We start from the raw sequence: 20,309 nt of genomic DNA, 5'->3' as shown, positions 1-20,309 counted from the left end.
ATCAACCAAAAGACAGTTGAAACAACGCTGTATGAGAGGATGTCAAATTCCCGCCAAGCAGCTCGGGCTGTAAAATCATGGGAAATACAGCCCCGGACGCGCGCATTTTCAATTTTGGAAGTTGATCGCGCGCATAAAAACACTGCCGGATTCTTCGCACAAATCCGCCACGACCGATTACTGGCTGGCAGCAACCGTTTCGTCGGCCGGGTAGCCATTGTGATGGAAGATAATCAGATCATCCGGGTGCGCGGCATTCAGCATCGCGCGCGCACGTTCATCGAGCAGATCAGGATCAAGATGCTTCGGGCGCATCGCAATCACGCGCTGCTCGAGATGCTTGCGCTTGTCGATGATTTCGTCACGCACTTTTGCGATATCGGCCACGCGGTCCTGCATAGACCAATAAGCCAGCAAACCACGATTACCTTCGACACTGTGGAAGATGAAATAGACCATAATGGTAAATGCAATAACCGGTGCAATAGCCTGACCTAGTCGGCGAATAACCGGTGACGTTGAAGACATTTACCCCTGCCCTTTGCGGATACGAGACGAACAACAGAAAAACACCATTCCGAAACCGGAACGGAAAAACTGCGTGCGTTATTTCCCTTTGAACGCAAAGGTATAAATCTCGCAGCAGACAGAAATCTCGCAAAAATACTCTCATAGCTAATCACAACAGGGTAAAAATAAGCTTAAAACAGCAATGCTAATACAGGGCAGTTACGCTCAATTAGCTGATCCTGAACAACAAAAAACCGCCCCGGAATGACGGGACGGTTTTTCAGGTTCAGTCCTGCAATCGAACCTTATTTCAGGATCGAACGCCCCGGATAATAGGCACCGGCCCCCAGCATCTCTTCGATGCGGATCAGCTGGTTGTATTTCGCCAGACGGTCAGAACGTGACAGCGAACCGGTTTTGATCTGCCCACAATTGGTGGCGACCGCAAGATCGGCGATGGTCGAATCTTCGGTTTCGCCCGAACGGTGTGACATAACCGCAGTATAGCCCGCACGATGGGCCATTTCGACGGCCTCAAGCGTTTCGGTCAGCGAACCGATCTGGTTGACCTTCACGAGGATCGAGTTGGCAACGCCCTTCTTGATGCCATCGGCAAGGCGCTTCGGATTGGTTACGAACAGATCGTCCCCGACCAGCTGAACCTTTTTGCCGATTTCCGACGTCAATGCCGCCCAACCGTCCCAGTCATCTTCAGACATGCCGTCTTCGATCGAGAAAATCGGATACTTGCTGACCAGATCGGCCCAGTATTTGACCATGCCGTCTGCATCAAGGGTCTTGTTCTCGCCCGCCAGAACGTATTTGCCACCTTTGTAGAATTCGGTCGATGCCGCATCAAGGGCAAGGACAACGTCTTCTTCCGGACGATAACCGGCAGCTTCGATCGACTTCATGATGTAGCTGATGGCTTCTTCGCTCGACCCGATATTCGGGGCAAAACCACCTTCGTCACCAACAGAAGTGCTCAGACCATCTGCTGACAGGGCCTTTTTCAGGTTATGGAAGATTTCCGCACCCATGCGGATTGCGTCCGATCCGGTTTCTGCCGAAACCGGCATCACCATGAATTCCTGAACGTCAATCGCGTTGTCGGCATGTTCACCGCCATTGATGATGTTCATCATCGGCACCGGCAAGGTGCGGGCGAAAGCCCCACCAACATAACGATAAAGCGGAAGGCCCGCTTCTTCAGCCGCAGCCTTGGCAACCGCCAGCGAAACACCCAGAATGGCATTCGCGCCAAGACGGCTCTTGTTCGGCGTCCCGTCAAGATCGATCATGATGCCATCGACCTCGACCTGGTCTTCGGCATCCATACCGGCCAGGGCTTCGAAAATCTCGCCATTGACGGCGGCAACCGCTTTGGTCACGCCCTTGCCAAGATAACGGTCTTCCTTGTCACGCAGCTCGACGGCTTCATGCGCACCGGTGGATGCACCCGACGGAACGGCTGCACGACCAAAGGCGCCACTTTCCAGAGTTACATCAACTTCGACAGTCGGGTTGCCACGGCTATCGAGGATTTCGCGGCCGCGGATATCGATAATAGCGGTCATGACGGAAACATTCTCCTCACTGAGATTATCTGCACCCCAATCGGGTGCTTTGGTTACAGCATAAAAGAAATGCCGCCATCATGTCTGATGGCGGCATTTGCATATCAATCCTTGAACATGTCCAGACGAACCGGATTGGCTTTTGCCACTTTGTCCAGTTCCATCAGAACCGACAAAACTTCCGGAAGCTTGTTCAAGGGAATCTGGTTCGGGCCATCGCTGATGGCCGCATCCGGGTTATCGTGGGTTTCGATAAACAGGGCGGCAATGCCGACAGATACAGCCGCACGCGCCAAAACCGGCGCAAATTCGCGCTGTCCACCTGACGTTGTCCCCTGCCCACCCGGCTGCTGAACAGAATGGGTCGCATCAAATACGACCGGATAGCCCTGACGGGCCATGGTGGGAAGTCCACGGAAATCGGTTACCAGCGTGTTATAGCCAAAGCTGGTCCCGCGATCACAAAGCATGATGTTTTCGTTGCCGGTTGACGCAATGTTGTTCGCAACATTCGCCATGTCCCAGGGTGCCAGGAACTGGCCCTTTTTGACATTCACCGCGCGCCCGGTTTTACCCGCGGCCTGCAAAAGATCGGCCTGACGGCACAGGAACGCCGGAATTTGCAGAATATCGGCAACTTCGGCGACCGACGCACACTGATCTGGCAGATGAACGTCGGTGACAATCGGAAGGCCGGTCTTTTCCTTGACCTCTGCCAGAATGTCGAGACCCTCGACCAGTCCAACCCCGCGCCTCGACGTGCTGCTGGTGCGGTTTGCCTTGTCAAACGAGCTTTTGTAAACAAGCCCGATCCCGAGCCCCTCGGACAATTCCTTAAGCGCTGCGGACATTTCCAGTGCGTGCTGACGGCTTTCGATCGCGCATGGCCCCGCCAGAAGCGCAAAGGGCCTGTCATTGGCGAATTCGATATTGCCGACTTTGACAGTTTTGATTTCCGTCATTTCGAAGTCTTTCATTCAGGCTGTTTGATCAAACCAGACGGCTGCGCTCTTTGGCGGCCTTGATATAGGACACAAACAGCGGATGCGGATCAAGCGGACGCGAACGCAGTTCCGGGTGGAACTGAACGCCGATGAACCACGGGTGATCCGGGTATTCGACGATTTCCGGCAAACGCCCGTCCGGCGACAGACCCGAGAATTTAAGCCCTTTTTCCTCAAGCTGCGCCATGAAGTTTACGTTAACTTCGTAACGATGGCGATGGCGCTCAAGAACGGTCTCACTGCCATAGATATCACGCGCACGCGTACCGTCGACCAGTTTGCACTCGTAGTTGCCAAGGCGCATGGTGCCACCAAGGTCATCTTCGCCGCTACGACGCTCAACCGAGCCACCATCTTTGGCCCATTCGGTCATCAGGCCCACAAGCGGGGTTTTCGTCGGACCGAATTCCGATGAAGACGCATCCTTAAGGCCCGCAAGATTGCGGGCCGCTTCAAGAACCGCCATCTGCATGCCAAAGCAGATACCGAAATACGGCACCTTGTTTTCACGGGCATAGCGCGCAGCGGCAATCTTGCCCTCTGTCCCACGCTCGCCAAATCCGCCCGGCACCATGATCGCGTCCAGTTTGGACAGGATTTCGCTAACATCGCCTTCCTTTTCAAGCGCGTCAGACGCAATCCATTCCAGTTTGACACGGACCTTGTTGGCGATGCCGCCATGGGTCAGTGCTTCGGTGAGCGACTTATAGGCATCGGGCAACTGAATATATTTGCCAACGATCCCGATAGTAACCTCACCTTCCGGATTACGGATGATGTTGCAGATTTCTTCCCACGGTCCCAGATCCGGGTCCTGTGCCTGCAGGCCAAAGTGATGAAGCACTTCGTTATCAAGACCATACTGGTGATAGCTGATCGGCACCTGATAGATATTGTCGACGTCATAGGCCGGAATAACAGCGGCTTCGCGCACGTTACAGAAACGTGCGATCTTGCGGCGCTCATTGACCGGGATTTCACGGTCACAACGGCACAGCAGGATATCGGGCTGAATACCAACGCTTTGCAGTTCCTTGACGGAATGCTGTGTCGGTTTGGTTTTAAGCTCGCCCGCCGACGAAATATAAGGCACCAGCGTCAGATGCATGAACAGCGTGCGGCCATCGCCAAGCTCGTTGCCCATCTGGCGGATCGCTTCAAGGAACGGCAGACTTTCGATATCGCCAACCGTACCGCCGATCTCGACAAGGACAAAATCCTCGGTCGCATCGGACTGAACGAATTCCTTGATCGCATCGGTAATATGCGGGATCACCTGAACGGTCCCGCCCAGATAATCGCCGCGACGTTCGCGCGCAATCACGTTGGAATAGATGCGACCGGTGGTCACGTTGTCGGAACGACGCGACGAAACACCGGTGAAACGTTCATAGTGACCAAGATCAAGGTCGGTCTCCGCCCCGTCTTCGGTCACATAACATTCGCCATGCTGATACGGGCTCATGGTGCCCGGATCAACGTTGATATACGGATCAAGCTTGCGCAGGCGAACAGTGAAACCACGTGCCTGAAGCGAGGCCCCCAAAGCAGCAGATGCCAGGCCCTTGCCCAGCGAAGAAACAACGCCACCGGTGATAAAGATATAACGGGTCATGTCTTTGCCTCATCTCAAAGCAAAACGCCGCAGTTCGATGCCGCTCAGTGCATCACGAACCGGGGAATACAACAATCAAAAATTGAGGCGGCAATTTTGCCGCCTCTGGTCGTCGGTTTGTTTTTTAGCGGGTCGGAGCCGCCGGTCCGGTGTCCTCGGCGGGCTGTTGTTCAGCTGCCGGGGCCGGAGCCTGATCCAGTATGGATGTCGGCTGGGTATGAGTGTTGGACAACAATGCCAGGGCAAGGCTTGTAATCATGAATGCCCCGGCAAGAATAGCGGTCGTACGTGTCAGAAGGTTTGCTGCGCTGCGCGAGCTCATGACGCCGAAATTACCGCCGCCGCCACCGCCGCCGCTTCCGCCGATACCAAGCCCACCGCCCTCGCTGCGCTGTACGAGAATGACGGCAATCATGCCAAGCGCAAGAAGAAGGTGAATTACCAGAATAACAGTTTGCATGGTCTCGAAACTCTTGTCCTAAAACTTCCGATCCGAACATTATTATGGCCGGATCGGGCAAAAATTTGATGCGTATTTAACGTGTTTTATGACAGTTGGCTAGGCGCAACTTTCAATAATTTTCCAAAAATCGTCAACCTTGAGGCTCGCCCCGCCAACCAGTGCACCGTCAACATCGGGCACAGACAGCAATTCAGCCGCATTGGACGGCTTTACCGAACCACCATACAGAATTCTGAATTTGTCACCATCATCAAATCGTGCCGTCAGCCCTGCACGAATTGCAGCATGAACTTCGGCAACTTCATCAACGCTTGCCGTGCGCCCCGTGCCAATCGCCCAGACCGGCTCATAGGCAATGACGGTATTTTCCGCCGTCGCCTCATCAGGAACCGAAACCGCAATCTGGCCATTAACCACCGCAAGCGTCGCACCAAGATCGCGTTCCTGCTCGGTCTCGCCAACACAGACCACCGCAATCAGACCGGCATCATGGGCTGCCATTGTTTTCTGGCGAATAACGGTCGAACTTTCACCGTGGTCCGCCCGACGTTCGGAATGCCCGACAAGAACATGGGTCGCGCCGATATCGGCCAGCATCGGGGCCGCAATATCCCCGGTATGCGCACCCGAAACGGCAACATGACAATCCTGACCGCCAACCTTGACGGCACTCTTGGCCGTAACACCGGCAACATCGGAAATCAGGGTTGCCGGCGGACAGACCAGAATATCACATGCCAGATCACCTTTTGCCTTTGCGCGGTCAGATAGTCCGCGCGCAAGTGCAAGCCCGTCGGTGCGCAGGCAATTCATTTTCCAGTTTCCGGCGATCAGGGGACGGCGCTGTGACATATGTATATCTACCTCTTGCTGCGACAGGTTTTGGATCAGGCAATGGCTGGGCCATGCGGGAACCGATCCGACAAGTATTGTTACAAACACGGTTCGATGCGGGTTTTAGCACGCGCTCAGGCCCCGGCCAAGCCCCGGAAAACACTGTCAACCGAACTTCGGGCACGGTCAATGCAATCGGATGTTGCCGCCCTTACCTCTCGCCATTAAGATGCGCGGCAATTGCGCCGGGATTTTCGTTATGTTCCGGCAGATAAAAGAAACGCTGCCGGTACATTGTCATCTGCATTGTCATCGGCACCAACCACGAATTGTTAGGCTTATCATATGCTTGCTGGCATTCGCTCTTTTTCGAAATCAATCTTTGCCAAGATCATCCTCGGCGTGATTGCAATCAGCTTCGTCGGATGGGGCCTGAATGCGTCGATGCTCGATCTTGGAACATCGCGTCAGGTTGCTGAAATCGGCAGCCAAAATATCAGCCCCGCCGAACTGGATCGCGCCTTCCAGCGCAGAATCCAGAATATGCGCAGCGTTTTCGGTCCGAATTTCGACCGTCAGCAAGCCATCCAGATGGGCCTTTTGAACAATACGGTTCAAAATCTGGTTTCCCAGAAAATCCTGCGTGAAAACGCCAAGGAAATGGGCATCGGCATCAGCAACGAAAAAGTGCGCGAGACGATTTTCGCCTCTCCGGGCTTCCAGAATGAAACCACCGGCCAGTTCGACCGCGAACGTTTCCTTCAGGCGCTGTATTCCAGCGGATATACCGAACCGGAATTCATCGAAGGTGTTCGTGGCGACATGATGGGCCAGCAGGTTGTTGGCAGCCTCGCCGGTGCCGTCAGCGTCCCTGACGTCATGGCACAACAGATTGCCGCCTACCGCAACGAACAGCGCAGCGGCAGCTTCTTTGCCCTGAATGCTTCGGAATTCGACACGATCGAAACGCCCGATGACGCGACCCTTCGTAAATATCACGAAGACAACGCACCGCAATTCACCGCCCCCGAAAGCCGCAATGTGACCCTGGTCACCCTTTCGGCGAAGGATCTGGCAGCAAATATGGATGTCACCGAAGAAGAAATTCTCGAGGCATATAACCATCGCCTGCCGGAATTCCAGACTCCGGAAAAACGCGTTGTCGAACAGATCCTGTTTGCCCCCAATGAAAAGGAAAGTGCCCAGGAGGCCTATAAGGCGCTTCAGGGGGGGGCCGATTTCATGCAGGTCGCAACCGACGATGCCGGTATGGATCCGTCGATTGTCAAACTTGGTGAATTCACCGCCGACAACATCCTTCCCGATCTGCGTGATGCGACGTTTGGCCTTGAAGAAGGCGCGTTTTCCGAACCGGTCGAAACAGCCCTTGGCTGGCATATCATTCGCGTGACCCGCATTACGCCGGAACAGACCGAAACCCTTGATCAGGTTCGCGACGATGTCGAAGCCGGTGTCCGGCAGTTCAAGGCCGAAGACGCGATCTATGATCTTGCCGCCAAGCTTGATGATGAACTTGGTGCCGGGACCCCGCTTGAAGAAGCCGCAAACGCGGTTGGCGCAAAAACCTATAAACTGAACGACGTTGTGCGTGGCGAAGGTCTGGGTACTGAAATCACCGACAGCGGTGAGATCAATGCCAAGATTTTCGAACTCGGCAAGGGCGAGGAAAGCTTCCTCGAAGAAACCTCGACCGGTGTTCGTTATGTCGCACGCGTTGATGACGTCACCCCGTCGGCACTGCGTCCGTTTGAAGACGTGCGTGATGACGTTGTTACCGCATGGAAAACCGATGAACACAACCGTCTGATGCTTGAAAAAGCCGATCAGCTTGCCGCGTCGATCAATGACCAGAATGCCGATATCGCAACGCTCGCTAACAGCGACAATGCCGAACTCGAACAAAGCGGCCTGACCAAACGTACCGGTCAGGGCCTCCAAGGCAATGTCAGCCCGGCGGTTGCCGCAGCCCTCTTCACCCTTGAAGAAGGCAAGGCAAAGGCTGTTCAGTCCGGCGACAATGTTCTGGTTCTGAAACTTGATCAGATCAAAGCTGGCACCATTGCCGAAGGCGCTGCCGACCCGGTCGTGACCGAACTCAAACAGGGCCTGAACGAAGACATCCTTGCAGAATATCTTGATTACCTGCAGGACGAGATTTCGGTCAGCGTCAATAACAGCGTGATCAACGGTCTTTATCCGCAAACCGCGGCCAACTGATCCCGATCAGAAATGGGGCGGCCTTTCATCGGGCCGCCCTTTTTCGTTAAACTCCGCGCTGCCTCATACCGCCCACCCCTAATCGACCAAAATTGGACAGACCATGGAAATCAAACCGGATTTCAACAGTTTCAAGCAGAACTACAATAACGGCATTTCACAGGTTCTCTGGACCTCGCTGACCGCTGATCTTGATACGCCCGTCTCGGCGTTTCTCAAGATCGCCGAAGGCATGCCCAACACCTATCTGCTTGAATCTGTCGAAGGCGGTGCCGTGCGCGGACGCTATTCATTCCTTGGCCTGCGCCCCGATCTGATATGGCGCTGCTTTGGCCAAAAGGCAGAACTGAACCGTCGCGCCCTTGCCGATGCCGATGCGTTCGAAGATGAACCCGATGCACCGCTTGAAAGCCTCAAAAAGCTGATCGCCGAAAGCCACATCGCCCTGCCCGACAATCTGCCACCCATGAGCGCCGGTCTTGTCGGCTATATGGGTTATGACACCGTGCGCCTTATGGAAAAGCTGCCCGATAGCAACCCGGATGAACTCGGCGTCCCTGACGGCATCTTTATCCGCCCGACGGTCACCGCAAGCTTCGATACCATCGCCGATACCGTCACCGTCGTAACCCCGGTCCGCCCCGAAAGCGGAATAGATGCCGATGCGGCCTATGATCTGGCCTGTGCGCGCCTCAATGATGTCGTGCAGCAGTTCCAGCGCAACCTGTTCCTTGATCGCCGGTCCAAATCCGCCCCCGACACCCTGCCCGACCCAAAGGTCAGCGTCGACGAGGCCGGTTTTCATAAAATGGTCGATCAGGCCAAGGAATATATCCGCGCGGGCGATATCTTTCAGGTCGTGCTCTCGCAACGCTACACGCTGCCCTATCAATTGCCGCCCTTCGCCTTTTACCGCGCCCTTCGCCGGATCAATCCGTCACCTTTTATGTTTTATCTTGATATCGGCGGGTTTCAGGTTGTCGGCGCCAGCCCGGAAATCCTTGTCCGCCTGCGCGACGGCGAAGTCACCATTCGCCCGATTGCCGGAACGCGTCGGCGCGGCAAGACACCCGATGACGACAAGGTCATGGCCCAGGACCTGCTTGATGATCCCAAGGAACGTTCGGAACATCTGATGCTGCTTGACCTTGGGCGCAATGATGTCGGCCGTGTGTCCAAGCCCGGTACGGTGCGCGTCACCGACCGCGAACAGATCGAATACTATTCCCATGTCATGCATATCGTCTCGAACGTCGTCGGTCAGATCGACGACAAATATGATGCGATGGATGCGCTCAAGGCCGGTTTCCCTGCTGGAACGGTATCGGGCGCGCCAAAGGTCCGCGCCATGGAAATCATCGATGAACTGGAATCGGTCCGGCGCGGCATTTATGCAGGTTGTATCGGCTATATCTCCGCCGATGGCTCCATGGATACCTGCATCGCGCTTCGGACCGCTGTCATCAAGGACGAACAGATCCATATTCAGGCCGGTGCCGGGATCGTCGTAGACAGCAAACCGGAACTCGAACACAAGGAATGCCAGAACAAGGCAGGCGCATTGATGGCCGCCGCCCGCGAAGCCCATCGGTTTGCCTGATTTCCTGCATTTCGGATTGAAAGAACAAGGCCCGCTTCATTTGCGGGCCTTGTTCTTTATCAACCTGTCGCACTCGGACTTGTTCGTCGCAGGATGTCGGTCACCGGCACCAGAACAAATCCCTTGGCCTGAATGGCGGGAATCCATTTTTGCAGGGCTTCCAGCGTAAGGTCGCGCGGATGGCCAATCGCAATCGCAAATCCCTGATTGGTGGCAACTTTTTCAGTCCGGGCCAGCATTTCGGCAATTTTGGTGGCATCATCGGCGTCATCAATGAACACGTCGCGCTCAAGCGCCGGGACATCATATTGGCGTGCCATCGAAAATCCGACCGACTTGGCACTGGTTTTGGAATCAAGGAACAGAAGCCCGCGTGATTTCATCACCTCCATCACCACCTGCATGCGTTCCGGATCGGATGTGAATTTGCTGCCCATGTGATTATTCACACCGACATAGCCATCAAACCGGTCCAGCATCCAGGTCATCTCGCCCAATATCTTGTCGCGGTCAAATCCGGTGCGCAACGCATGCGGACCTGGATCGACCAATGCCGACGACGGCTCCATCGGCATATGAAGCATCACTTCATGCCCCCGCCCGCGCGCATCATTCACCTGACGCTGAAGGTCGCGCGCATAGGGCAGATAGGAAATCGTCACCGGCCCGGGCAGCCCTATAGTGCGCGCCGTGCGCGGCTGATCAAGGCCCGCATCATCAATCACAATCGCGATAACCGGTGCGGTTCCCGTATCGGGGGTAAGGGCTGTGAATTTCTGCCATGGCGGCGGACCATCACTATGCGCGCCCCCGCTGATCCCGCCGGTATCGGGCGACACGGCAGGTTCAGGCGACTTTGTGACCGGTGCCTTCTGCGGTTGTCTGGTTTCGGGCGCAGTTTTTTCACCCGGCACACGTTCACCGACCATATATCCGGTCCGGTCGCGATTGCCGTTGCTTTCGCTGAAATCATAATTGCGGCTTTCCGGTACCTGGGCCGGTGTCGGCGTATATTCCGGTTCGGAAGCGGCCCGTTCGCCAAGATCACGCGATGCGCGATCCAGCTCAAGCATACTGCCTGCTGCAATGAATGCCGAAATGGTCCCCGCAACAATCGCACCGCCCAGCATGAAGCGGCCAATGCCGCCCGATTTTCTTTTCGGTGCAGCCTTGCTACGGCCTGTTTTTCGCGGTGCCGCTTTTTTCTTTTTGGCGGGTTGTGCCCGGCGTGCCACGCTCTGGTCTCCAGTCTCGTTTGCTGGGTCGTGTTACCCATATGGTGATTATACGCCAATTATCCCGGCTTGTGTTTGGAAGCTTTTAAACCCGATCAGGTTAGCACCCTGTTAAAGCCGCAAACAAAGACCGCGAACAATGGCAGGAAAATGGTTTTTGCAATCGCTTGACGTAGCGGCAATGCCGTTTATTCTCTGCCCGATCTGATATTCACAGCCCGGCGCCACGATGTATCTCCTCATCGATAATTACGACAGCTTCACATTCAATCTGTGGCACTATCTGCGCGAACTCGGTCCCGAGGTCGACGTCCGCCGCAATGATGAAATCTCGGTTGATGATGCGCTGGCTTTAAAGCCCGAAGGCGTCGTGATCTCGCCCGGTCCCTGCGATCCGGATCGCGCGGGTATCTGTCTTGATCTGATCAGGGCATCGGCGGGAAAGGTCAAGCTGCTTGGCGTCTGCCTTGGTCATCAGGGCATCGGTCAGGCCTTTGGCGGCAATGTCGTGCGCGCGCCCGAATGCATGCATGGCAAAACCGATGCGATGGTGCACGAAGGCAAAAGCGTGTTTAACGGCCTGCCCAGCCCGTTTGAAGCGACCCGTTACCATTCATTGGTTGTTGATCGCGCAACCCTGCCCGATTGCCTTGAAATCACGGCGGAAAACGGGGATGGTCTGATCATGGGGCTGCGTCACAAACAGCATCAGATTCATGGTGTCCAGTTCCATCCCGAAAGCATCGCATCCGAACATGGCCATGCCCTTTTGAAGAATTTTATAGACTTCCCCGGCGCATGAAACCGCACCGGACCGCTAACCGAGGAAACCCGCATGTCGACTGAATATGACCTGAAGCCGATCCTGGCCAAAGTCGCAAATGGCGAAAAACTGAACGAAGAACAGGCCGAGCAGGCCTTCGACGTTCTGATGTCCGGTCAGGCAACGCCGTCGCAGATGGGGGCTTTCCTGATGGCGCTACGCCTGCGCGGCGAAACGGTCGATGAAATCACCGGGGCGGCGCGTGTCATGCGCTCCAAGGCGACCGGCATTATAGCCCCGCCCAATGCGGTTGATACCTGTGGTACCGGTGGCGATGGCAGCGGCACCTTCAATATCTCGACCGGGGCGGCAATCGTTGCGGCGGCCTGCGGCGCCATCGTTGCCAAGCACGGCAACCGCGCGGCGTCGTCAAAATCGGGATCGGCTGATGTCCTACTGGCGCTTGGCGTCAATCTTGATGCCGATATGGCGCTTCTCGAAAAGGCGCTAAAGGAAATCAATCTGTGCTTCATGATGGCAACGCGCCATCACTCGGCGGTGCGTCACGTGATGCCGACCCGCGTTGAAATGGGTACGCGCACGATCTTTAACCTTCTGGGACCGCTGGCCAACCCGGCCAAAACCAAACGCCAGGTCATGGGCGTTTTTGCCCGTGAATGGGTCGAACCGATTGCCCATGTGCTGAACCGCCTGGGTTCGGAACATGCGTGGGTTGTCTATGGTCATAGCGGCCTTGATGAAATTTCAACAACCGGCCCGACCTTTGTCGCCGAAGTCAAAAACGGCGCAGTCACGACCTTTGAAATCAACCCCGAAGATTACGGCCTTGAAATCGTCACCCTTGATGCGCTTAAAGGCGGCGACGCCCAGACAAACGCGCAGGCCATTCTCGATCTTCTTGCCGGTAAAAAAAGCGCCTATCGCGATATCGTTCTGCTGAATGCCGCAGCCGCCCTTGTGGTGACCGACATCGCAACCGATCTTGCCGATGGCATCGCAAAGGCCCGCACCGCAATCGATTCTGGCAAAGCCGCAGAAACCCTGCAGGCACTAGTCCGCATTTCCAATCAGGGGACCGCAGCGTGAGCGACGTACTCGAACGTATCTGTAACGACAAACGCGACCACATCGCCGCCTGCAAGGCGCGAAAGTCACTTGCCGACCTCGAAACCGCAGCCAGATCACAATCCGCACCGCGCGGCTTCATCAGGGCGCTTGAAACATCGGTTGCGGATGGTCGTTACGGCCTGATTGCCGAGATTAAAAAGGCATCCCCGTCCAAGGGCCTGATCCGCCCGGATTTCAATCCGCCCGTTCTGGCACAGGCCTATAAGGCCGGTGGGGCAAGTTGCCTGTCGGTCCTGACCGACATCCCCTATTTCCAGGGCGATGACAGCTATCTGATCGCGGCACGTGCCGCGGTTGATCTGCCGGTCCTGCGCAAGGATTTCATGCTTGATCCCTATCAGGTGACCGAAGCCCGGGCCCTTGGTGCCGATTGCATCCTTCTGATCATGGCAGCCCTCGAAGACGCCCAGGCCGCCGAGCTTGAAGACGCCGCAAACAGCCTTGGCATGGATGTCCTGATCGAGGTGCACAACGCCCCGGAACTCGAACGCGCCCTGAAACTGAAATCAAAGCTGCTTGGCGTTAACAACCGCAATCTGAAAACGCTCGAAGTCTCCCTGACCACGACCGAAGAACTCGCTGGCATGGTTGATGACAGCCGGATGCTGGTCGCCGAAAGCGGCCTGTTCACGCACGATGACCTCGCCCGCATGGCAAAGGTCGGCGCGCAATGCTTCCTGATCGGCGAAAGTCTTATGCGTCAGGACGACGTCACCGCCGCCACCCGCAATATTCTTGGCCTCGCGGCCTGATAACGGAACAAGACACAGGCATGGCAGACAAACTTTCGCATATCGACGCCGCTGGTAACGCCGTCATGGTCGATATTTCGGCCAAGACCGATACCGCGCGCGTCGCCATCGCAAAGGGCCGTGTCCTGATGTCGGCGGAAACGGCCCGGCTGATTGCCGAACGCGGCCATAAAAAGGGCGATGTTCTTGGCATCGCCCAGCTTGCCGGGATTATGGGCGCCAAGAAAACCGCTGACCTGATCCCGCTTTGCCACCCCCTGCCCCTGACCTCGGTCGAAGTCACGCTGGAACTCGCAACTGCCACCGATGCGGTAGATATTGTCGCGACCTGCAAAACCACCGGCAAAACCGGGGTGGAAATGGAAGCCCTGACCGCCGTTTCCGTTACCGCACTCACCGTGTTCGATATGTGCAAGGCGGTCGATAAAGCCATGCGGATTACCGATATTCGCGTTGCCCACAAGGAAGGCGGAAAGTCGGGTACTTTCACCGCCGACTGATCCCTGGAAATACCCAAATTTCGTTTCTTGACCGAAAGAATGCCCTTAAACGGTGATTTTTCGGGTTGTGGTGCTTGACGAACAAGCAGAACCAAAGTAGAACATTCATGTATTCGGTTTGTTCTTATTACAGGTTCGGGAAAAATCATGCTGACGCGCAAGCAATACGAATTGCTGGTCTATATCGATAATTACCTTCGCGATCATGGTATCTCACCCTCTTTTGACGAGATGAAAGAAGCCCTGAGCCTGAAATCCAAATCCGGCATTCATCGACTGATCACCGGGCTTGAGGAACGCGGTTTTATTCGCCGTCTCGCCCATCGGGCCCGCGCGCTCGAAGTCCTGCGTCTTCCGGATAATAATGATGACGACGCGGCGGAAACGCCCAACAATGTTACCTCTATCGCCTCCGCGCGAAAGGCTGCGCATCGGCCGGCAACCGTGCCTTCGGCCTTTTCGGAATCGGGTGAATCCGTTTCCCTGCCGCTGTTTGGCCGGATTGCGGCGGGTACCCCGATCGAGGCCCTTCGCGATCAGACCACAATGGTGCAGGTCCCGGCAGCGCTTCTGGGAACCGGCGATCACTATGCGCTTGAAGTTTCCGGTGATTCGATGATCGATGCCGGTATTCTCGATGGCGACACCGTCCTGATCCAGCGTTGCGAACAGGCCAATGATGGCTCCATCGTTGTCGCACTGGTCGACGACGCCGAAGCCACTCTGAAACGCCTGAAACGTGGCCGTGGCGAAGTTCTGCTGGAACCGGCCAATGCGCGTTATGAAACGCGCGCGCTGTCGCCTGATCGTGTCCGCATTCAGGGACGTCTGATCGGTTTGCTCCGCCAATACTGATAGAATACCGAATAAACCGAACAAACCGAAAGAAACCGAAAGAAACGCCGTCGGCCTTGCCCGGCGGCGTTTTTTATTTGACCACCCTGCCCCCGATGATAATCCACGGCCAGATGCCGGACGTTTCACGCACGGTTTCGATCACCGGGGCGGCATCGGGCCGCAACGCAACCGAGACGCCCCCCTGCCACCACAACAGGTCATCATCGATGACAGTCACATCCGGCGCACAGATATCACGCGGCATATCGCGTTTCAGGCTGATGATCATATCGCCATGGCGGCATGCATAGAACGGATTGGCAAGATCATTGGCAATGATCACCTGCCGTCCGGCGATCCTGACGGAACAAACCGTTGCGTCGCATTTTTCGATGACATTGCCGGCATCATGATCGGCGATACCAAATCGCGCCATCCAGACCGACTGCTGAAAATCCGAAATGCCTTCGGGCAGGACAAGTTTGTCGCGCACCCTGTCGCGAATTGCCCAGCTTTCCTGATCCCCCGAAACCAGAATATCCGCCGGGCGATACAGGATTTGCGCCGCAATCGCCACGCATAGCGGAATGACAGCAAACCGGGCAATCGCGTTCCCCCGCCAGACCAGCCACCAGGCCATCGCCATCATGATGCCGATGGCAAATACGGCACTAAACTGCTCGACATGCCAAAGCCCCCAGGCCTGATCGGCGGCAAGGCTTGCGGTTTCAATCAACAATGTCAGTCCCGGCTTCATCAACCACAATGCCAGTCCCCCGGCTCCGAACGGCATCAGAACAAGCGTCGCCACAATCATCGGCATCACCCAGAACGCCATCACCGGAATGGCAATCAGGTTGGACACGATCCCGATCATCGAAATCCGCCCGAAATGAAACCCGATGATCGGCGCGGTCACCGCCGTAACCAGCAACCCGGTCATCACCAGCCCGGCAAAAAACAGCCAAAGCCGGAATAGCCATGACCGATCCACCGACTTGTCAAACCATCGTCTGCCCGGACCATCATAAAACGCCACCAGCACCGTTACCGCCGCAAAGGAAAGCTGAAAGCTTGGCCCCAATACCGCATCGGGCCGCAGGATCAGAACAACCAGCGCCGCAAACGCCACCAGCCGCAACGATATCGCCCGCCGATCCAGCAGCAACGCAATCCAGACAATCGTCAACGTCACAAAGGCACGCTGCGTCGGCACACTGGCCCCTGACAGGCCAAGATAGATCACGGCTGCGCCCATCGCCCCGATAGCCGCCCATTTCTTGATCGGAAACCGCAGCGCAAGGGCAGGAATGGCCGCCATGCCAAACCGCAGGAAAAAGAAAACCGTCCCGCTTAAAAGCCCCATATGCAGCCCGGAAATCGCCAGAAGATGCGCCAATCCCGATTTGCGAAGATCATCGGCAATTTCCGCACTGACATCGCCGCGTTCGCCGACAATCAGTGCCTTGGCAATCCCGGCCCCTGCGCCGGTAAGGCTCTGATCGATTGCCGTCATGATCGTCAGGCGCAGACTTTCGATCCGGTCCGAAACCGGCTGCATCATTCCTGTTTCGGCCTTCTTGGTCACACTATATTTATGGCCGAAAACAAACCCGGTCGCCCCGATCCCGTCCAGATATAATCCGCGTGAAAAATCCGGGTCGCCCGGCACGGACGCCGCGCGCAACGGAAACAGCCGTGCCGTTGCCACGATATGATCCCCAACGGAAAGCTCATCCCCACCTGGAAGGCTCAATCGCACCTTCCAGTCAAATACCGTATCCTCAAGCCCCGCGATCCGCATTGGTGCCACGGTCATACGCATCCGCCCGCCCCGTGGTTCCAGAAGCGTGATGTCGCCCTCGATCTCTGTCATGTAAAGCGTCTTGGTGAGAAGCCCGGATGGTGCCCTTTCAAGATGGATGGATGCAATCAGCAACCCGACACAAAAACCCGCCAGCAGCAGAATGCCAAAGAATGGCAAAACCCAGCGTCGCGAAATCCACAATCCGGACAGCAAAAGAATCACCGCTAGGCCGCTTTGCTGTACCGTCAGGCGCGCAGGGAGAGAAAAATACGCCGCACATCCCAACCCGAAGAATATAACCGTGCACAGAATCCAGGAATTTCTGCGCGCGGCCAACAACAATCCTGTTTGCGAAAATATTCTCGCAACATATTGATTTTTATTAATTCCATCACGACTTATTCGACGAATGTACAATAGCCTGCCCGGCGCACAGTTTCTATCTATCATCGGCTGTGGTGCAACACCGCCGCATATGTGTTATAGCGTGCACGCCAAAAGTCATTACGACAAGCAACAACATCCAGCCAACGGATAGAGTGAATGACGGTTGTTACCCGTTTTGCCCCGTCTCCGACCGGGTTTCTGCATATCGGCGGCGCACGCACCGCCCTTTATAACTGGCTTTATGCCAAACACACCGGCGGCAAATTCCTGCTGCGCATCGAAGACACCGACCGGGAACGTTCAACCCCCGAAGCCGTCGAAGCCATTTTCGATGGGCTAAGCTGGCTTGGCCTGACCGCAGACGAAGAACCGACCTTCCAGTTCGCCCGTCGCGACCGCCACGCCGAAGTCGCCCATGAACTGATCAAGGCTGGCAAAGCCTATTATTGCTATTGCTCGCAGCAAGAACTTCAGGAAATGCGCGAAAAGGCCCGCGCCGAAGGCCGCCCGATGAAATATGACGGCACCTGGCGCGACCGCGATGCATCCGACGCCCCGGCTGGCGTCAAGCCTGTCGTGCGTCTGAAGGCACCGCAGGACGGCGATGCCGTGATTTCCGATCAGGTACAGGGCGATGTCCGCGTTGCCAATGAACAGCTTGACGATTACGTCATTCTGCGTGGCGATGGCACCCCGACCTATATGCTGTCTGTCGTGGTGGATGACCACGATATGGGCATTACTCACGTGATCCGTGGCGATGACCATTTGACCAATGCCTTCCGCCAGAAGGCCCTTTATGATGCGATGGGGTGGGATGTCCCGACCTTTGCCCATATTCCGCTGATCCACGGCCCGGACGGCGCAAAGCTGTCCAAACGCCATGGTGCGCTGGGTGTTGATGCCTATCGCGATGAAATGGGTTTCTTGCCCGAAGCCGTGAACAACTACCTGCTGCGTCTTGGCTGGGGTCACGGGGACGAGGAAATCATTTCCCAGGAACAGGCCATTGAATGGTTTGACATCAAAGATGTTGGCAAGGGTGCGGCACGTTTCGACTTTGCCAAACTGACCAACCTGAATGGCGTTTATCTGCGTCAGGCAGACGATACCCGCCTTGCAAACGACATTGCACCGCTGATCGCAAAACAGATTGGCGTCGATGCAATTGACGCAGCGCAAAAAGAAATCTTGATCAAAGGCATGTCAGGGCTTAAAGAAAGAGCCAAGACACTCATCGAGCTCGCCGACTCTTCGGCCTTCTACGTTACGGACGGCGTCATGTCGTTTAACGAGAAAGCTCAGTCCCTGATTGATAGCGCCCCCGAAGGCCTGTTTGCCGAACTGGCAAAGGAACTCGACGCGCTTGAAAGCTGGACCGAAGAGAACGTTGACGCAAGCGTTCGCAACATTGCCGAAAAACTCGATCAGAAGCTCGGCAAAGTCGCGCAGCCCTTGCGGGCCGTGCTCACCGGTTCCAACTCATCGCCTGGCATCTTCGAAGTAATGATCGTGCTTGGCAAATCCCAAACGCTGAAACGCATCCGCAAATTCGATGCCCAATAACAGCGTAAAATAAAAAACTTAAACACTGAATTTGCGCTTTGTGCGCCGCAGCACTATGCTGCACACAACTTGAAAACCGTGTTCGTTCAAACAGGGAAGGAAAAATAGTCATGGCTCAGAATTCCAAGACTTCCCACACCGTGACACTGACCGACAATGCCACTGGCAAGTCGATCGAATTGCCGGTGATCGAGGGTAGCGTTGGTCCGTCTGTAATCGACATTCGGAAACTCTACTCCGAAACCGGATATTTCACCTATGACCCGGGCTTCACCTCGACCGGCTCCTGCCAGTCCGAGCTGACCTATATTGATGGTGACGTTGGCATCCTGCGTCACCGCGGCTATGCCATTGATGTGCTTGCCGAACAATCCGATTTCCTCGAAGTTTGCTATTTGCTGATTTACGGCGATCTGCCGAATGCAAAAGACAAGGCGCAATTTGAAAATGACATCACCATGCACACCATGGTGCACGAACAGATGCGCAATTTCTATAACGGTTTCCGCCGCGACGCCCACCCGATGGCCATTATGTGCGGTGTGGTTGGCGCGATGTCTGCTTTCTATCATGACAGCACCGACATCAACGACCCGAACCAGCGTCTGATTTCGGCCTATCGCCTGATCGCGAAAATGCCGACCATCGCGGCGATGGCGTATAAATACTCGATCGGTCAGCCGTTCCGTTATCCGAACAACAAACTCGGCTATGCAGAAAACTTCCTGCAGATGATGTTCGGCAACCCGTGCGAAGACTATGAAGTCAACCCGGTCCTTGCGCGCGCAATGGATCGTATCCTGATCCTTCATGCCGACCACGAACAGAACGCATCGACCTCGACGGTCCGTCTGGCCGGTTCTTCGGGGGCAAATCCCTTTGCATGTATCGCTGCCGGTATTGCCTCCCTCTGGGGTCCGGCACATGGCGGTGCGAACGAAGCCGTTCTGAAAATGCTCAACGAAATCGGCGATGTGAAAAACATTCCGGAATTCGTCAACAAGGCAAAAGACAAGAACGATCCGTTCCGTCTGATGGGCTTTGGTCACCGGGTTTACAAAAACTACGACCCGCGCGCCAAGGTCATGCAGGAAACCTGCCACGAAGTTCTCAAGGAACTCAACGTACAGGACCCGCTGCTTGACGTTGCACAGGAACTCGAACGCATTGCACGCGAAGACGAGTACTTCATCGAGAAGAAACTCTATCCGAACGTCGATTTCTATTCGGGCATCATCTTCAAGGCGATGGGCATCCCGGAAAGCATGTTCACCGTGCTGTTCGCAGTTGCCCGTACCGTCGGCTGGATCGCCCAGTGGAAAGAAATGATCGAAGATCCGTCGCAGAAAATCGGCCGTCCGCGCCAGTTGTTCACCGGTGTTTCCGAACGTCCGTTCGTTCCGGTCAACAAGCGTTAATCTGCGCCACGATTGATACAGAAAAGGCCCGGATCATTCCGGGCCTTTTTGCGT

Annotated in this window: 17 protein-coding genes; 9 read left to right on the top strand and 8 right to left on the bottom strand. The window is 55.7% G+C overall.

The annotated features are described in order from the left end of the window. Window positions 1–177: 177 nt before the first annotated feature. From BC440_RS09380 to tpiA, 6 genes are all read right to left on the bottom strand, one after another. A complete protein-coding gene (locus tag BC440_RS09380; protein WP_051682326.1) occupies window positions 178–528 on the bottom strand; it encodes a septum formation initiator family protein in 351 nt (116 codons plus the stop codon). Window positions 529–815: 287 nt separating this feature from the next. After that, window positions 816–2,087, bottom strand: coding sequence for a phosphopyruvate hydratase (gene eno, locus BC440_RS09375; RefSeq protein WP_007089466.1), 1,272 nt, complete (start codon window positions 2,085–2,087; stop codon window positions 816–818). 104 nt (window positions 2,088–2,191) lie between these two features. Then, a complete protein-coding gene (gene kdsA / locus BC440_RS09370; RefSeq protein WP_037991591.1) occupies window positions 2,192–3,049 on the bottom strand; it encodes a 3-deoxy-8-phosphooctulonate synthase in 858 nt (285 codons plus the stop codon). A 28-nt stretch (window positions 3,050–3,077) separates the two neighbouring features. Next, window positions 3,078–4,706 carry a CTP synthase gene (locus BC440_RS09365; protein ID WP_007089464.1) on the bottom strand — a complete coding sequence of 543 codons (1,629 nt, stop codon included), beginning with the start codon at window positions 4,704–4,706 and terminating at the stop codon, window positions 3,078–3,080. Between the two features lie 124 nt (window positions 4,707–4,830). Further along, window positions 4,831–5,166: a preprotein translocase subunit SecG gene (gene secG / locus BC440_RS09360; protein ID WP_007089463.1), complete on the bottom strand. Its 336-nt coding sequence runs from the start codon at window positions 5,164–5,166 to the stop codon at window positions 4,831–4,833. Between the two features lie 99 nt (window positions 5,167–5,265). Next, window positions 5,266–6,021, bottom strand: coding sequence for a triose-phosphate isomerase (gene tpiA / locus BC440_RS09355; protein WP_037991268.1), 756 nt, complete (start codon window positions 6,019–6,021; stop codon window positions 5,266–5,268). 327 nt (window positions 6,022–6,348) lie between these two features. Between tpiA and BC440_RS09350 the strand changes: the two genes are divergently transcribed. After that, window positions 6,349–8,241, top strand: a complete 1,893-nt coding sequence (locus tag BC440_RS09350; protein ID WP_071239948.1) for a SurA N-terminal domain-containing protein — start codon at window positions 6,349–6,351, stop codon at window positions 8,239–8,241. 103 nt (window positions 8,242–8,344) lie between these two features. After that, window positions 8,345–9,841 carry an anthranilate synthase component I gene (trpE, locus tag BC440_RS09345; protein ID WP_071239947.1) on the top strand — a complete coding sequence of 499 codons (1,497 nt, stop codon included), beginning with the start codon at window positions 8,345–8,347 and terminating at the stop codon, window positions 9,839–9,841. A 59-nt stretch (window positions 9,842–9,900) separates the two neighbouring features. On the opposite strand, the gene BC440_RS09340 is transcribed toward trpE, so the two are convergent. After that, on the bottom strand, window positions 9,901–11,076 hold the full coding sequence (locus BC440_RS09340; RefSeq protein WP_071239946.1) for a divergent polysaccharide deacetylase family protein: 1,176 nt from the start codon (window positions 11,074–11,076) through the stop codon (window positions 9,901–9,903). A gap of 229 nt (window positions 11,077–11,305) precedes the next feature. Between BC440_RS09340 and BC440_RS09335 the strand changes: the two genes are divergently transcribed. The 5 genes from BC440_RS09335 to lexA all read left to right on the top strand — a co-directional run bounded on the left by BC440_RS09335 (window position 11,306) and on the right by lexA (window position 15,095). Beyond that, a complete protein-coding gene (locus BC440_RS09335; protein WP_071239945.1) occupies window positions 11,306–11,878 on the top strand; it encodes an aminodeoxychorismate/anthranilate synthase component II in 573 nt (190 codons plus the stop codon). Between the two features lie 33 nt (window positions 11,879–11,911). Next, entirely contained in the window at window positions 11,912–12,946 is a 1,035-nt protein-coding gene (gene trpD / locus BC440_RS09330) for an anthranilate phosphoribosyltransferase (RefSeq protein ID WP_071239944.1), read from the top strand. Further along, window positions 12,943–13,740 (top strand): indole-3-glycerol phosphate synthase TrpC, encoded by a 798-nt coding sequence (gene trpC / locus BC440_RS09325; RefSeq protein ID WP_063091929.1) that lies wholly within the window; start codon window positions 12,943–12,945, stop codon window positions 13,738–13,740. The genes trpD and trpC overlap by 4 nt, the downstream gene beginning before the upstream one ends. A 20-nt stretch (window positions 13,741–13,760) precedes the next feature. Continuing rightward, entirely contained in the window at window positions 13,761–14,240 is a 480-nt protein-coding gene (moaC, locus tag BC440_RS09320) for a cyclic pyranopterin monophosphate synthase MoaC (RefSeq protein ID WP_071239943.1), read from the top strand. Between the two features lie 147 nt (window positions 14,241–14,387). Beyond that, window positions 14,388–15,095, top strand: coding sequence for a transcriptional repressor LexA (gene lexA / locus BC440_RS09315; RefSeq protein WP_007089450.1), 708 nt, complete (start codon window positions 14,388–14,390; stop codon window positions 15,093–15,095). A 73-nt stretch (window positions 15,096–15,168) separates the two neighbouring features. Here the strand turns inward: lexA and BC440_RS09310 are convergent, their stop codons facing one another. After that, the gene (locus tag BC440_RS09310; RefSeq protein ID WP_247643552.1) at window positions 15,169–17,106 is read right to left on the bottom strand and encodes a ComEC/Rec2 family competence protein; all 1,938 of its coding nucleotides are present in this window, start codon (window positions 17,104–17,106) and stop codon (window positions 15,169–15,171) included. Between the two features lie 321 nt (window positions 17,107–17,427). On the opposite strand from BC440_RS09310, the gene gltX reads away from it, so the two are divergent. Continuing rightward, on the top strand, window positions 17,428–18,837 hold the full coding sequence (gltX, locus tag BC440_RS09305) for a glutamate--tRNA ligase (RefSeq protein ID WP_007089448.1): 1,410 nt from the start codon (window positions 17,428–17,430) through the stop codon (window positions 18,835–18,837). A gap of 110 nt (window positions 18,838–18,947) precedes the next feature. After that, complete coding sequence (locus BC440_RS09300) at window positions 18,948–20,255, top strand: citrate synthase (protein ID WP_071239941.1); 1,308 nt, start codon at window positions 18,948–18,950, stop codon at window positions 20,253–20,255. Window positions 20,256–20,309 lie beyond the last annotated feature (54 nt).

Origin of the sequence: Thalassospira sp. MIT1004 (genome assembly GCF_001858545.1) — a bacterium.
GTDB classification, from domain to species: domain Bacteria; phylum Pseudomonadota; class Alphaproteobacteria; order Rhodospirillales; family Thalassospiraceae; genus Thalassospira; species Thalassospira xiamenensis.
This window is presented reverse-complemented; position numbering and strand designations above follow the sequence as displayed.

Bases quoted from the DNA above. Each gene is read 5' to 3' on its own strand.
- BC440_RS09380 (WP_051682326.1), bottom strand. From the start codon at position 528: ATGTCTTCAACGTCACCGGTTATTCGCCGACTAGGTCAGGCTATTGCA.
- eno (WP_007089466.1), bottom strand. From the start codon at position 2,087: ATGACCGCTATTATCGATATCCGCGGCCGCGAAATCCTCGATAGCCGT.
- kdsA (WP_037991591.1), bottom strand. From the start codon at position 3,049: ATGACGGAAATCAAAACTGTCAAAGTCGGCAATATCGAATTCGCCAAT.
- BC440_RS09365 (WP_007089464.1), bottom strand. From the start codon at position 4,706: ATGACCCGTTATATCTTTATCACCGGTGGCGTTGTTTCTTCGCTGGGC.
- secG (WP_007089463.1), bottom strand. From the start codon at position 5,166: ATGCAAACTGTTATTCTGGTAATTCACCTTCTTCTTGCGCTTGGCATG.
- tpiA (WP_037991268.1), bottom strand. From the start codon at position 6,021: ATGTCACAGCGCCGTCCCCTGATCGCCGGAAACTGGAAAATGAATTGC.
- BC440_RS09350 (WP_071239948.1), top strand. From the start codon at position 6,349: ATGCTTGCTGGCATTCGCTCTTTTTCGAAATCAATCTTTGCCAAGATC.
- trpE (WP_071239947.1), top strand. From the start codon at position 8,345: ATGGAAATCAAACCGGATTTCAACAGTTTCAAGCAGAACTACAATAAC.
- BC440_RS09335 (WP_071239945.1), top strand. From the start codon at position 11,306: ATGTATCTCCTCATCGATAATTACGACAGCTTCACATTCAATCTGTGG.
- trpD (WP_071239944.1), top strand. From the start codon at position 11,912: ATGTCGACTGAATATGACCTGAAGCCGATCCTGGCCAAAGTCGCAAAT.
- moaC (WP_071239943.1), top strand. From the start codon at position 13,761: ATGGCAGACAAACTTTCGCATATCGACGCCGCTGGTAACGCCGTCATG.
- lexA (WP_007089450.1), top strand. From the start codon at position 14,388: ATGCTGACGCGCAAGCAATACGAATTGCTGGTCTATATCGATAATTAC.
- gltX (WP_007089448.1), top strand. From the start codon at position 17,428: ATGACGGTTGTTACCCGTTTTGCCCCGTCTCCGACCGGGTTTCTGCAT.
- BC440_RS09300 (WP_071239941.1), top strand. From the start codon at position 18,948: ATGGCTCAGAATTCCAAGACTTCCCACACCGTGACACTGACCGACAAT.